A 12,834-nucleotide genomic window follows, 5' to 3' on the forward strand; every position below is an offset into this window, starting at 1 on the left:
GCGTTTCACTCGACGATCCCGTCGTCGGCACAGCCGAGCGACGTGTGCGTACAGTCCCGGCAGTGGAGCCCACACTGGGCGGTCCCGAACTCGCTCTCGTCCGCAGCGCGGAGATCCGCCGTCAACTGCGGGCGCATGTCCAGCAACTGCGCGGCAGAAAACAGCTGGACGTCGGGGCCGTTCGGCCCGACGTAGACGTAGCCGGCCGTTCGGATCGGGGTCGAGAACACGTCCCTGGCGGCGAGGAGGTACAGCAGCAACTGGTAGCTCTCACCGAGTTCCTTGCGCTGGCTCCCCGTCTTGTAGTCGAGGATCACGACCTCGCCGTCGTCGGTCCGCGCAATCGCGTCGATCGAGCCGACGATCGGGCCGCCGACGCTCGCGTCGTAGTCGGCGAGTTCGAACGGGACCTCCGCGCCGAGGGTCTCCCAGTCGGACGCCGGGGTTGCGAAGTAGCGATCGACGCAGGCTCTGGCCGCCGGAACGGCGTCCTCGAGGCCGTGGAGCCGCCCGAGTCGATCGCAGGCGGCCCGCCACTCGTCGGGCCCGGTGTAGTCCCGCCAGAACGCCTCTTCGGCGACGAAGTGGAACAGGGTCCCGATCGCGATGGGTGAGGCGCCGGTCGCGTCGGACGAATCCGGGAGGCCGTACGCGAGCGGGTCCGCGAACGCATCGACGACGTGGTCGAGCACGTGGCGACGCTCGCACTGGCCGACCGTCTCGACGGAACTGTGACTGTGACGGCGCTCCAGTTCCCGGCCGACCCCGCCCGTGAGGTCGGTCCGGTAGCCGACCGTCTCGGGATCGATCGTCGAGAGTGTCCCGGCGCGGAGTTGCCGGGCCAACTCCAGCGTCTCGTCGATCGCGTCCTCGAGCGCGATGGGCGTCTCGAAGTACTGGAGCGAGACCGATTCGCGGTCCAGCCCGGCGTCGATCTCGTCGGTCAGATCCGTCCGGAACCGATCGTCGAGTTGCTCGTAGCTGTCGGTGATCCGATCCCAGACGTCCATGTGCGGGCCGCCGACGCTCCACTCGACGCCGGCGAGGTACTCGTCGAGCTGGCTCGCCGGCACGTCGGGCTCGTCCGGGTCGGTGCCGAAGAGGAACAGCCGCTCCTTCGCTCGCGTCAGGCCCACGTGGAGCACCCGCCATTCCTCGGGCACCTCGCCCACCGAGTGGTCGGTCCACAGCGAGGTGGCCCGATCGGCGTCGACGAGGTCCGCGAGCGCCGAAAACGAGTGGGTCGACCGGGGGTAGGGATTGGGGAACGTCCCGGGCGGGAGCGGCGGCCAGTGGTCGGCGCTCAGGAACGGGAGCATCACGACGTCGAACTCCAGGCCCTTGGCCTGGAAGATCGTCATGACGTCGATCTTGTCGTCCGATCCCGCCGCCGTCTCCAGGTCGCCGCCCGATTCCCGGCCGCTGATCTCGCCCTGCAGTTCGAGATACGAGACGAACTCCTCGGTGAGTCGCGACTGCGTGACACGACCCTCGTCGAACGACTCCATCAGCCGTTCGATCGCCGCGAGTTCCCGCCGCTCGCCGGCCGTCAGGAACCACTCGAACCGCGTCTCCCGCTTGAGTTCGGCGTAGAGCTCCGAGATCGACAGCCGGTGGCGCTTCGATCGCAGCGTCTCGACGTCCGAACGGGCCCGCTCGAGGCGCTCGGGTGCGTCGAACTCATTCGCCGGCCGATCGGAAAGCGCGCGATAGGTGCTCGTCTCCGCGCGGTTGAGCCGGTCCAGGTCGGCCGCGGGAACGCGGTAGAACATCGTCAGGACCCGGTTCAGGCTGACGTCGTCGTGTGGATCGACGAGCACCCGGAGGTACGCGAGGACGGTCTCGATCCCCGGGGACGTCTCGCCGCCCATGTCGTGGGCCAGTTCGTAGGGGAGGCAAGCCTCGTCGAGCTGGGCGGCGACCAGGTCGGCCTGCCGTTTGGTCCGGACGAGCACCGCGACGTCCCCCAGGTCGGCCGCCTCGATCGCGGGGAGGGTTCCCTTGACGAGCTTCGAGATGGCCGTGCTGACCTGGGCCGCCTGCTCTTCTTCCTCGTCGGCCGCGTCGACCGTGACGACGGCGTTCTCGACGTCGTCCTTGAACGCCGACAGCCCCTGGCTGTCGGCCGGCAGGTCGGCGACGAGGTCGAGGATCGCGTCCGGCGACCGGAAGTTCAGGTCCAGGGAGTAGCGTTCGAACCCCTCGAGTTCGTCGCTGATCCGGTCCATGTTCTCGGGGTGGGCACCCCGCCACTCGTAGATCGCCTGGTCCTGGTCGCCGATGACGAACAGCTCCGTCTCGGCGCCCAGCGCGGCGATCAGCTCCAGTTGCGCGTCGTCGGTGTCCTGGAACTCGTCACAGAGGATCAGGTCCCACTGGTCGACGATCCCCGATCGGACGGTTTCGTCCGAAAGCAACGTCGTGGCCCACCGGATGAGGTCGTCGTAATCGAGCGCCTGCTGGAACGCGCCCTCGCCGGCGAGTTCCCGCTCGTAGGCCCGGTAGCCGGGCAGGAAGTCGTGGGTCTGCTGGAGCATCTCGACGAACGCGACGAGTCGCCCGATCGGCGTCTGGTAGGTATCGGAGAAGAAGGTGGGCACGTTCCCGGCGAGGAGGGCCTGCGGGACGAACCGTTCGTACCAGCTCGAGGCCCCGTTCAGGAGTAACGCCTCGAGTTCGTCGACGAGGTCGAGCATCGTCCCGAGGTAGTCGGCTACCTCCGCCTCGACGGGCGTGCCGGATTCGAGTTGTCCTCGCTTGTGCCGGAGGACCGTCCGGTACTTCTGGAAGCGATCCTGGAACGCGAGCGGGTCGTCCGTGAGGGTCGGGTTCCGATCGGTGTCGAACAGCCGCCGGCCGAGCGCGTGCAGTTCCCGGGCCAGCGTCGACAGCCTGGCGATCGTCCCGGTTTCGGGGAGCGACGAGGCGACCTCGTCGGGGGTGACGCCCGCCCGTTTGAGGTCCTCGATGAACTCGATGAGGTCGCGCTCGACCCGGTCGGCCCCGGTCCGGGCGTCGATCGGTTCGACGAACCGGTACTCGAGGTCGTCGACGAGCGACTGGACGATCGCCCGCCGATCGTCGTCCGTGACGAGGTCGAACTCCGGCGCGAGGTCGAAGTAGTAGGCGTACTCGCCGAGCAACTGCTGGCAGAACGCGTGGTAGGTGTACGCGTCGACGTCGTACCCCCGCCCGTCCGCGAGCAGGTCGCCGAGGTCGTCCTTGATGGCGTGGGCGGCCTCGTTCGCGAACGTCAACACGAGGACGCGCTCGGGGGCGACGCCGCGGTTCTCGATCGCGTCCTCGATCCGCCAGGCCATCGTCTGGGTCTTGCCGGTACCCGCGCCGGCGCTGACGATGAGCCGATCGTCGGTCGCGGCGACGACGTCGCGCTGGGTGCCTCGCGGGCGGAGCGTCGCCGGTTCGTCTGCTGTCGCCGCGCCGTCGTCCGTCTCGGGTTCGTCCGTCCAGTCTCCGTCGGTCATGGTGTGTCCTCTCGATCGATCATCGCTCAGAACTGTACCTCCCGATTGAGGTGGTCCAGGCACATCGACTGGTACTTGCAGTTGCGACAGGACCGGGCGACGACCTCGTCCCACCGATCGCCCGGATTCCAGTCCCCGTCGACGATCCGTCGGGCCGCCTCGGCGAGGACGTCGTCACACGCGTCGTCGGCCTCCCAGCAGGCGTCCGTCGCGTCCCGTCGGTCCGAGACTACCTCCGGTCCCGATCCGTCGTTCCCGTAGTCCGGGTAGGTTTCCTGCGCGATCGCGTAGTAGCGGTAGACGACGTTGTGAGCGTCGATCCCGTGGGCCGCCGCGACGGCGTGGATCGTCGCGTACGCCCGGAGGACGCTCCCGACCTGTCGGGGGTAAAACGCCTCGCAATCCCGGTACTGGGCGACCGGATCGCTGTAAGGGTTCTCCCAGACGACCCCGTCCAACGTCGTGACGAACCGGGCGATCTCGTACCGCTCGCCGTCGGTCCGGAAACAGTCGACCGGACAGGCGAACGCGTGCCCGTCCGCCGCGTACGTGTAGGTCTCGTCGATCGCGATCGCGCCCTCGGCGTGGGCCTGGCCGTACTCGGCGACGTAGTTCGCGACCGCGTTCCGGATGCTGGCCTCGTCGTACCGCCGGTGGTGGCCGGTCGCGCCTCCGGCCTCGGCCGTCGTCGCCTCCAGCCGGTCCTGCAGGCACGCCATGGCCGTCTCGCGAAGCGTCGCCTCGTCCGGGTCACACCGATCGAGCGTCGACGTGAGGACGGTCCTGTAGAGTTCGGTCCGCCGATCGATCGCGTCACGGGCCGTCCGCGTTCGAATCGTCTGGCGGTGTTCGTACTGGTACTGGCGGGGACAGCGGAGGTACGTCTCGACCTCGTCGAGCCCGATCGGGGCGTCCGCGGTCGCGTCCGGAGCCGCCGCAACATCTCGCTCACTCGCCATCGCGACCCACCCCGGTTTCGTCCTCGCCGTCGCCGCGTCTCACCGCGTCCTCATCGCCGTCGCGTCCCACGTCACCGAGCGCTCGGTCGATCTGTGCGTACACCGCCTGTTCGAACCGCGGATCGAGGTCGTCGGACTCCAGTAACGCGCCGATCGCCCCAAACGATCGCTCGGCCCGGCGGAGGTCGTACTCGGAGCCGGTGCTGGCCGCACCCTGGATCCGTTCGAGCTGGTCCCACGGTTCCGACAGCACCGCCGTGCTCGCCTCGCCGTGCGTGTAGATCCCCCGTTCGGCCGCCTCCGAGCCGACCTCGACGATCGGGACCTCCTCTCGCGCTTCCAGGTCCGTGAGGTAGCGCGAGCGGTGCTGACGTTTCCCGAGTGCCGACTCGTTCGTCCGGGACGTACAGCAATAGAGGCGCTCGCTCGCGGCTCGCGCCCCGATCGCCAGCTGCCGTCTGGCGAGTTCGGCGTAGTAGGCGTCGTAGGGTTCGTCGATCGTCGCGGGTGCGGTCTCGAACGTGGCCCGCACGTCCGCGGCGGTGGGCGTCGTCACGCCGGGGTAGCCCGGCATCTCACGGACCCACTGGCGGGGAAACAGCTGGGTCAGCTGTCTCGATTCGGGATACTGACCCTCGTGGACGTTGACCAGGAACACGGCTTTCCGCCGATCGTGTTTGCAGATCCGGACGGCGTCGACGAGCACGCCGTTCTCCTCGACGTCGACGGCCGTCGAGTACGTGTCCGAGGCGACGTAGGTGATCGCCCGTTCGAGCATCCGCAGGAACCCGTCCCAGGTGTCGGGCAGGGAGTCGGCCGTCTCGACGAACGCCGCGATGCCGAGTACCCGCTCGACGTGGTGAAACTGGGCACGCGCCTCGATCGGTTCGCTCTCCGCGATCCGGTGCTTGAGATCCGTCTCGAGGATCCAGCGGCCGAGTTGCTCGCGAACGCCGGACTCGTCGGCCACGGCGGCGAGCGCGTCGTCGGGCCACCCGCCCAGCCGATCGGCGAGGATCTGGCCCGCGCGCTCGCGGGTCTCGCGATCGGTCGCGGCGTGGTACGCGGCGAGCGCGTGGAGTTCGCGCACCGCCCGGTCGCCACTCAGGCCGGTCACCGTCGCGGACGCGGTCGGGATCCCGGCCCGCTGGAGCACCCGCCGTGCCGTCCCGATCGGCCCGGTCGAGTCCTTGACGAGGACGGCCACGTCGTCGTAGGTCAGGTCGTGCTCCGTCCGGAGGTAGCCGATCTCGTTCGCGATCGTCGCGAGTTGATCGTAGAGGGTGTCCCCGGCGATCGTGTAGATCGGGTCCTCGAGGCCGTCCAGCACGGAATCGTCGTCGGTCGCGAGATAGCGCGCGACCGCGTCGGGCGTCCTGGAGCGGTCGCGACGCCGGCCTGCGGATTCGATCGCCATCGCGGACCCGAGATCCTCGACCGAGCCGGGTTCGTTCCAGACTCTCGCGATGCTCGCGTGCGCCTCGCCGAGACACACGAGTTCGGCGTTCTCGGCCAGCGCCGCGAGATAGTCGCGTTCGACCGCGCCGAACTCCTCGAAGCCGACGGCGACGATCGCCTCGAACTCCCGCTCGATCGTCGATCGGACCGCGTCGTCCTCGAGCGCCGTGATGGCCCGCGAGAGCACGTCGGGGCGTTCGACCCACCCCTGCGACGCGAGCCAGTCGTGGAACCGATCGCGAACGGCCGCCAGTTCCGCGAGTAACTCCGTGTGCGGTCCCCGGTCCGGCCCCTTCGGGAGGTCGAAACCGCCGCCGTAGCTCGCGGCGAGCAGCACCCGACCGACGTCGCGGCCGAACGACTCGTGGCTCGCCGCGCCGGCGAAGTAGTCGTGCTCCCACGTGTGGCCCTCGAGGACCATCGAGAGGGTCTCGATCCGCTCCACGTCGGAGAGGATGCGCGCGTCCGGGGCGTGCTCGGTCACGACGCGCGACGCGTGTCGCGAGATGGTCTTGACGTTCGGCCGTCCGAGGAGGTCGAGTTCCTCGACGAGAGCCGCCGCGAAGTCCTCGATACCGGTTGGAAACCGCTTCAGGACCAGAATATCGGTCACGTCGTAGCCGCGATCGGTGAGCAGTTCCTCGTACACCGTCGCCACCTGCGAGACCAGCGTGCCGCCTTCGAACGGGAGGATTCGCAGGTCGCCCCGTAGCGGGGCCGACTCAGCGGCCATGCTCCGGCGGCGATCGGCTCGTGTCACTGCGGGGACCGTACATATGCCGCCAAATCGGAAGGTCTCGATAAATAGTTTGTGGACCGGTGACAGTCCGATCGATCGGGCCCGTCGGCGATCCGTCACCCGGCCGGGGGATCCGATTCCGGGTCACCGGCATCGTCGACGACGTCGAACTCGGTCGACCCACACGAACAGCCGTCCTGTCCGATGATTCGCGTTTCGCCGTCCGGCCACTGTCGCGCAGCGTAGACGGAGTCACACGCCGTACACGCCGCGAGCACTCGTCGCACGTCGTCGTTGTGCGCCATCGCTGTCGGCCGGCTACGTATACCAGTGAAATGAACGTTTCTACTCGCAAAGATGAGACCGTACTGCCACGTTCTGCCGGGGGAGCCGTCCGCGAGCGTAATCGGTCGTCGCCGCCGGGAAAGCGCGCCTCGCGTTCGTTATCGCGACGAGTGTGGCTTTCCTGTCAATTCGACGCTCCGGTATCGAAAGTCGATCGATCGGCCGACTGCAGTGCGGACTCGATCGCGGCCCCGATCGACCGCTGGGCCGATCGAACGGCCCCTCACAGCAGCAGGGAGAGGACGGCGAGGACCAGGAACACCAGGACGAGCCACTTCCCGATCGCCATGCTGAGTCCGGCGACGCCGCCCGCGCCGAGTGCGCCCGCGATGATCGCGATCACGAAGAACAGCAGTGCGAGTTCTAACATGTCCTTACAGAGGATAGTGTGTCGGAAGTGAGTTGAGCATGCACACGCCGCCCGTGCGGTCCCGTCCCGACCGATCCGGCCTGGGGCTCTGCCCTCGGGTGCGCGACCGACGCTGTAACCCGGTTCCGCGACCGAACCCGTGTCGCGGACACCGGTGGGGTCTCGTCGGTGATGCTCCTGCGGGTCGCGGACTGGGACCGTACGGAAACGACCGAAAGAACGGGACACGAACGCGGACTCGCCGACCGCATGCGTTCCGATGGGACGACCTCGAGGTGCTCGGCGATGCGTTACTCGTTGAGGTGGCCGCGATACCCCTTGGGTTCGAACCCGCGGCGGCAGATCACGCGCTTGCGACCGACGGTGATCGCGCTGATCTGGTCGTCGTCTTCCATCCGATCGATGACTGCCTCGAGTCGGTCCTCCGTCCAGCCGGTTTCCTCCCGGACCGTCGACTGGTCGACGCGCCCGCCGCGTTTCACGAGGAGTCTGAGCACTTTGTCCTCGTCGGGGAGGTCGCGTTCGTCGACGCCGTACTCGATCTGTTCCGCGTAGCTCAACGTTTCGTCGTCGTCTTCCCCGGCCGATTCCTCGGACGCGGTCGCCGCGGATTCGGTCGATTCATCCTCGTCGGCGGTGTTCGAAGACCAGAGGGACGAGAGTCGAGTTCGAAGTGCACTGAATACCATGTGTCGATCACCCTCCACTGAGACTATCGTTGCTTGGACGCGCTTCTACCTTGATCTTGTGTTCTTCCATTTATATATTTCCACTCCAAACCGTTCGGGATAGCTATCGTAACGCCCGCGTCACCGAATAGCACCGGCCTTGCGACCCGCAAGTCGGTTTTGTCTCATCATTCCGACATCCGGGCGGCGCTAGAGCTGTTCCCTGACGGTACGGACGATCTCGTCGACGTCGTACTCGTCTCGGTGCTTGTCGAAGACGACGTCGTCGTCGGCCCTGACGATGAAGACGCCCTGATCGCCCGTCTCGAGCGTGACGGCGTCGAGTTCCTCACCGAACGACGTCAGGAGGGCGTGCTGGACTTCCTCCGCCCGGTTCAGGAAGCCACACGGGACGCAGTACTCGATTTCGACGGTCGTCATACCCGACGGTTCGATTCCCTGGTATAAACCGTTCCGGGTCGACGGAGACGCGTCGCGAGTCGGACCGACCGGTCCGACCGCCCGGCGTGCGATCGGGTGTCCACCGACGGTCACTGGCTCCGATACGCCGCCGCGAGCTCTTCGAGGATCTCGTGGTGGTTCGTCGCGTGAGGCGCCGTCAGCGGGGAGACGCTGATCCGTCCCTCGACGACGGCCCGCCGATCGGTCCCCTCGGGATCCGGTAGCGACTCGGGGTCCATCGACTCCCAGACGCGGTCCGTGAGGTGGACGGCGTCGCCGTTTCGCTCGGCGTCCATCTCGTAGCGCTTCGAGGGGCGGGTGATCTCGATCGGGGCCGGGTCGCCGTCCGGCAGCGGGACGTTGACGTTGAGATAGGCGGCGTGGTCGAAGACGCCAGCGTCGAGGGCGTGTTCGGCGAGGAACGTCGTCACGCGCGCCGCTTCGGCGAAGTCGTCGGTCGTGACGTCGAACTCGTAGTAGGGCGTCTCGTCGTCGGCGGGAACGTACAGCGAGGTCGCGATCGCGGGCACGTCGAAGAAGGCGGCCTCGACGGCCGCGCTGATCGTCCCCGATCGCCCGAGAACGTACTCCCCCAGGTTCGCCCCCTCGTTACAGCCCGCGACGACGAGGTCGGGGAAGGGGCCGAGTTCGGCCAGTCCGGCGACGACGCAGTCCGCGGGCGTCCCCTCGACCGCGTAGCCCAGGTCGTGCTCGTGGACGTCCACCGCGTGCGAGATCGATCGGCCGCAGGCGCTCCTGTCGCTGGCCGGGGCGACGACGGTCACGTTGGCGTGCTCGCTCAGGGCGTCGTACAGCGCCCGGATTCCAGTACTCCTGATCCCGTCGTCGTTCGTCAACAGGATCTCGAGGTCGTCGCTCATGGTCGTTCGATTCGTCGGCGACGCGAAAAGGCCACCGCTTCCGGAGACCCAGTCGGATCCGATAGGAGAGCGTTCTTGCGATCGCCGGCACGACGACCGATCGCAGGACGGTCGTGCGATCGGACCGACGTTGCCGCGTCTGGATCGAAACGAACGGAACGGGAACGAATCCGTGGCGGGTGTGCGCCGAGAGCGTTTTTTGGCTGTGGCCATGGTAGCGGTCGCATGACCGAGACGAAGGTCGCGGTAGTGACAGCGGCGGGAAGCGGTATCGGAGAAGCCTGTGCCCGGCGACTGGACGAGAACGGATACGTGCCGGTACTGTTGTCGCGGTCGGGAAGCGCCGTCGAGGTCGCGAACGACCTCGGTGGAGACGGGTTCGAAGGCTCGGTGACCGATCCCGACGACCTGGCAGCCCTCGTCGAGACGACGTACGAACGCTACGGACGTATCGACGCGGTGGTGAACAACACGGGTCACCCGCCGTCCGGCGACCTCCTCGAAATCTCCGACGAAGAGTGGCACGAGGGGCTGGACCTCGTCCTGTTGAACGCCGTCCGGATGGCCCGACTGGTCACGCCCATCATGGAAAAGCAAGATCGGGGGGCGATCGTGAACATCTCTACGTTCTCGGCGTTCGAACCGTCGAGCGAGTTCCCCGTGTCGTCGGTGCTTCGGGCTGGACTCGGGAGTTTCACCAAACTCTACGCCGACCAGTACGCAGCGACTGGAATCCGGATGAACACGGTTCAGCCCGGGTTCGTCGATAGCTACGACGTAGACGTGGAAACGAGGGAGCGAATCCCGATGGGACGACCGGCACAGACCGCAGAGATCGCGGATGCGGTCGCCTACCTGCTTTCATCTGCTTCGAGCTACATCACCGGTCAGAACATCCGCGTCGATGGTGGACTTACAGCGTCCGTCTAGACGCCGCAGGCTCTGCCAGCGCCTCGTTTCTATCGCACCCGGACGCCGCCGGCGACACGTCCTCTCAGTACCCCCGTCGCGGCGAGTTTCTCCATACCTTCCCACCGATCGAACCTATGCGATCCGATCGACGATCGTCTCCTCGTCGACGACGAGGTTGTAGGCCTCCTCGTCGTCGTTCCAGAGGGCGAGGATCCGCTCGAAGGCCAGGATCGCGCCGTAGTCGGCCTCGAGCAGCGCCCGGTTGAGCGACGTCTCCTTCGTGAGGACGGCGTAGTGGTCGATCGACTCGCTCCCGTCGCTGATCTTGAACAGGGGGTTGGCGTCGCCCTCGCTCAGCGAGCGACTGAGTTTCGCCGCGACGAGATCGATCCGGTTCGTGACGTGGCGGTCCATCTCGGACATCCGCGCCCACTCCTCGCGATCGAGGTCGAGTTCGATCCGCCGTCGGCCGTCCAGTCGCAACTGGGAGTAGGCGAACTGGACGTCGACGTTGACGAACTCGCCGGGGGCGTGGTCGTCGTCGCTCTCGGGCGCGGCCTCGTCCAGTTTGCGCTGGAACGACGGCACGGCGAGGTCCGGCCGGACGTCGAACGACCAGCCCCGATCGGACGGGGTGTGGCCGGGCCAGAGCCGGACCGTGGGGCCGTAGACGGTGACGGTACCGGTCCCGTCGTCGATCGGCCGCCCCTCCAGCGATCGTTCGAGGTCGCGCAACTGGATCGCGGTGTTCCTGTCCGCGGGTGCCATCGCGAGGACGGTCCCGTCCGGAGCGAGCAGTTCGAGGTAGCGCTCGGCGACGGCCTCCGGGTCGTCGAGTTCGCTCAGGACGTTACACGCCAGCACGAGGTCGAATCCGTCGTCGGATGCGGTCGGGTCGAAGCCGTCGGCGGCGTTCGCGTCGGTCACCGCGGTTGGGTCGAACGCCTCGGCGGTCGTCCGGTGGATCGCCGTGTGGACGTTCCGGCCCGTCTCGGCGAGCAACTCCTCGAGGACGTCCGCTGCCGCGCTGGGTTCGATCGCGTGGTAGTCGAGCAGGGCATCGTCAGGCAGGTAGTCACAGAGTCCGAGCGCGGGGCCGCCGACGCCCGCCCCGACGTCGAGCACGCGCAAGTTCCGGTCGAGCAGGCCCCGATCGGCCAGGTCGTCCAGCGCGTACTGCACCGCCGCGTAGTAGGCCGGCAGGTGGTAGATCGCGTACCCCGCCGCGACGTCGTCGTCGTACTCGACCGGCTGCCGCTCGAGGTAGCGCTCCTTGAACCGGCGGATCGTCGATCGGAGCAGGTCACCCGTGCCGTCCTCGTGCCAGTTCACGCCGTAGCGATCGACCAGCAGGTCCTCGAGTCGGGTCTCGTAATCGGCGGGGAACCGTTCGACTGGACCGCGATGGGGGGCGATCGGTTCCTCGTCGACCGGGACGAACGTCCCGTCGTCGCGTTCGATCAGCCCGAGGGAGGGGGCGTCCTCACGAAGGTGCTGGCGGACGACGGCCGGATGCGGATTCCCCTCGACGTAGTCGCAGATCTCCTCCGGATCGATCGGGCGGACGTTGCGCAGGTACTTCGCGTTCGATCGAATCGCATCGCGCTGGTCGCTCACCGATCGTCACCCCCGGTCGATCCGCCGGTGACCGCTGACGAGTCGTCCCCCGTGCCCGTTCCGTCGTCGGGGTGCCACCGGGTCGCCGCCTCCCGGTACAGCGCCGCGAATTCGTCGGCGTCGGCGGCGGCGACGTCGGCGGCGGCCTCGGCGACGGATTGGGCACCGTCGAACGTCTCCTGGATGTCCGCGTAGACGCGCGGCGTCCCCTCGGTCATCGTTTCGGCGAGCGTCCGCAGGTCCGCGTAGATCGGCGTCTCGAACCCCTTCGGAACCGACTCCGCCGCGAGGGCGAAGGAGAGCACGGCGGCGTGGGTCGCCGCCTGCACGGACTCCATCGCCTCGTCGTGTTCGGCCGCCGTCGTTTCGACGAGGTCGTTCTCCCGGGCCGCGAGCGCCTCGAGCACGGCGTCCGTGGTCGGGCCGGGTTCGTCGCGGACAACGGCGATCGATCCCGGGGCCCGTTCGGGGGCGAAGAGCGGGTGCAGACTCGCTCGCTCGAGCGCCGGGGCGTGTCGCGCCATCGCCTCGAGCGGCGGCCCCATCACGCCGGAGACGTCGAAGATTGCCCGCTCGGCCCGATCGGCGTGGCTCGCGATCGCGTTGGCGGCGTGGGCCATCGGCACCGCGACGCAGACAATGTCGTAGCTGTCGGTCCCCTCGAGATCGGCGACGTCGCCGCCGACGGCGTCGGCTGCCGCGGTCGCGGCGTCGGGATCGACGTCGGCGAACGCGACATCGGCGTCGACGGCACCCCCGACCCACGTCCCCATCGACCCCGCGCCGACGATCAGTACCTCCATCGGGCACGTCTACCGCCCGCCGTCGCAAAAGCCGTTCGATCGATCGGCTGGCGGTGCGTGCTGTCCCAACGCCGATCGTCCAGGGCTGCCGTGGTATCGGCTTCGACGAAGGCGTGTGATCAGGTCGGATACCCG

At 67.8% G+C, this 12,834-nt stretch carries 11 protein-coding genes; 1 reads left to right on the forward strand and 10 read right to left on the reverse strand.

Going from position 1 to position 12,834, the window contains the following annotated elements; all coding sequences use genetic code 11:
* Window positions 1-5 precede the first annotated feature (5 nt).
* From MUN73_RS14230 to surE, 8 genes are all read right to left on the reverse strand, one after another.
* Window positions 6-3,485, reverse strand: a complete 3,480-nt coding sequence (locus MUN73_RS14230; RefSeq protein ID WP_250141155.1) for an ATP-dependent helicase — start codon at window positions 3,483-3,485, stop codon at window positions 6-8.
* 26 nt (window positions 3,486-3,511) lie between these two features.
* The gene (locus MUN73_RS14235) at window positions 3,512-4,444 is read right to left on the reverse strand and encodes a hypothetical protein (protein WP_250141156.1); all 933 of its coding nucleotides are present in this window, start codon (window positions 4,442-4,444) and stop codon (window positions 3,512-3,514) included.
* On the reverse strand, window positions 4,434-6,662 hold the full coding sequence (locus tag MUN73_RS14240) for a PD-(D/E)XK nuclease family protein (RefSeq protein WP_250141157.1): 2,229 nt from the start codon (window positions 6,660-6,662) through the stop codon (window positions 4,434-4,436). The genes MUN73_RS14235 and MUN73_RS14240 overlap by 11 nt, the downstream gene beginning before the upstream one ends.
* Window positions 6,663-6,757: 95 nt before the next feature.
* A complete protein-coding gene (locus MUN73_RS14245; protein WP_250141158.1) occupies window positions 6,758-6,946 on the reverse strand; it encodes a hypothetical protein in 189 nt (62 codons plus the stop codon).
* 263 nt (window positions 6,947-7,209) lie between these two features.
* Window positions 7,210-7,356: a DUF1328 family protein gene (locus tag MUN73_RS14250; RefSeq protein WP_250141159.1), complete on the reverse strand. Its 147-nt coding sequence runs from the start codon at window positions 7,354-7,356 to the stop codon at window positions 7,210-7,212.
* Between the two features lie 290 nt (window positions 7,357-7,646).
* Window positions 7,647-8,045 carry a helix-turn-helix transcriptional regulator gene (locus tag MUN73_RS14255; RefSeq protein ID WP_250141160.1) on the reverse strand — a complete coding sequence of 133 codons (399 nt, stop codon included), beginning with the start codon at window positions 8,043-8,045 and terminating at the stop codon, window positions 7,647-7,649.
* Window positions 8,046-8,234: 189 nt separating this feature from the next.
* On the reverse strand, window positions 8,235-8,465 hold the full coding sequence (locus MUN73_RS14260) for an Rdx family protein (RefSeq protein ID WP_250141161.1): 231 nt from the start codon (window positions 8,463-8,465) through the stop codon (window positions 8,235-8,237).
* 110 nt (window positions 8,466-8,575) lie between these two features.
* Entirely contained in the window at window positions 8,576-9,367 is a 792-nt protein-coding gene (gene surE, locus MUN73_RS14265) for a 5'/3'-nucleotidase SurE (RefSeq protein ID WP_250141162.1), read from the reverse strand.
* A gap of 225 nt (window positions 9,368-9,592) precedes the next feature.
* Here surE and MUN73_RS14270 point away from each other — a divergent pair, with 225 nt between their 5' ends.
* On the forward strand, window positions 9,593-10,297 hold the full coding sequence (locus tag MUN73_RS14270; protein ID WP_250141163.1) for an SDR family oxidoreductase: 705 nt from the start codon (window positions 9,593-9,595) through the stop codon (window positions 10,295-10,297).
* 114 nt (window positions 10,298-10,411) lie between these two features.
* Here MUN73_RS14270 and MUN73_RS14275 read toward each other — a convergent pair whose 3' ends face one another.
* Together MUN73_RS14275 and MUN73_RS14280 are read right to left on the reverse strand one after the other, a co-directional pair.
* A complete protein-coding gene (locus tag MUN73_RS14275) occupies window positions 10,412-11,896 on the reverse strand; it encodes a small ribosomal subunit Rsm22 family protein (RefSeq protein ID WP_250141164.1) in 1,485 nt (494 codons plus the stop codon).
* Window positions 11,893-12,699, reverse strand: coding sequence for a prephenate dehydrogenase/arogenate dehydrogenase family protein (locus tag MUN73_RS14280; RefSeq protein WP_250141165.1), 807 nt, complete (start codon window positions 12,697-12,699; stop codon window positions 11,893-11,895). Before MUN73_RS14280 ends, MUN73_RS14275 begins: the two co-directional genes overlap by 4 nt.
* Window positions 12,700-12,834 lie beyond the last annotated feature (135 nt).

It is taken from the genome of Halosolutus amylolyticus (assembly GCF_023566055.1).
GTDB lineage: Archaea > Halobacteriota > Halobacteria > Halobacteriales > Natrialbaceae > Halosolutus > Halosolutus amylolyticus.

Coding starts and splice junctions, on each gene's coding strand:
- MUN73_RS14230 (WP_250141155.1), bottom strand. CDS start 3,485: ATGACCGACGGAGACTGGACGGACGAACCCGAGACGGACGACGGCGCG.
- MUN73_RS14235 (WP_250141156.1), bottom strand. CDS start 4,444: ATGGCGAGTGAGCGAGATGTTGCGGCGGCTCCGGACGCGACCGCGGAC.
- MUN73_RS14245 (WP_250141158.1), bottom strand. CDS start 6,946: ATGGCGCACAACGACGACGTGCGACGAGTGCTCGCGGCGTGTACGGCG.
- MUN73_RS14250 (WP_250141159.1), bottom strand. CDS start 7,356: ATGTTAGAACTCGCACTGCTGTTCTTCGTGATCGCGATCATCGCGGGC.
- MUN73_RS14255 (WP_250141160.1), bottom strand. CDS start 8,045: ATGGTATTCAGTGCACTTCGAACTCGACTCTCGTCCCTCTGGTCTTCG.
- MUN73_RS14260 (WP_250141161.1), bottom strand. CDS start 8,465: ATGACGACCGTCGAAATCGAGTACTGCGTCCCGTGTGGCTTCCTGAAC.
- surE (WP_250141162.1), bottom strand. CDS start 9,367: ATGAGCGACGACCTCGAGATCCTGTTGACGAACGACGACGGGATCAGG.
- MUN73_RS14270 (WP_250141163.1), top strand. CDS start 9,593: ATGACCGAGACGAAGGTCGCGGTAGTGACAGCGGCGGGAAGCGGTATC.
- MUN73_RS14280 (WP_250141165.1), bottom strand. CDS start 12,699: ATGGAGGTACTGATCGTCGGCGCGGGGTCGATGGGGACGTGGGTCGGG.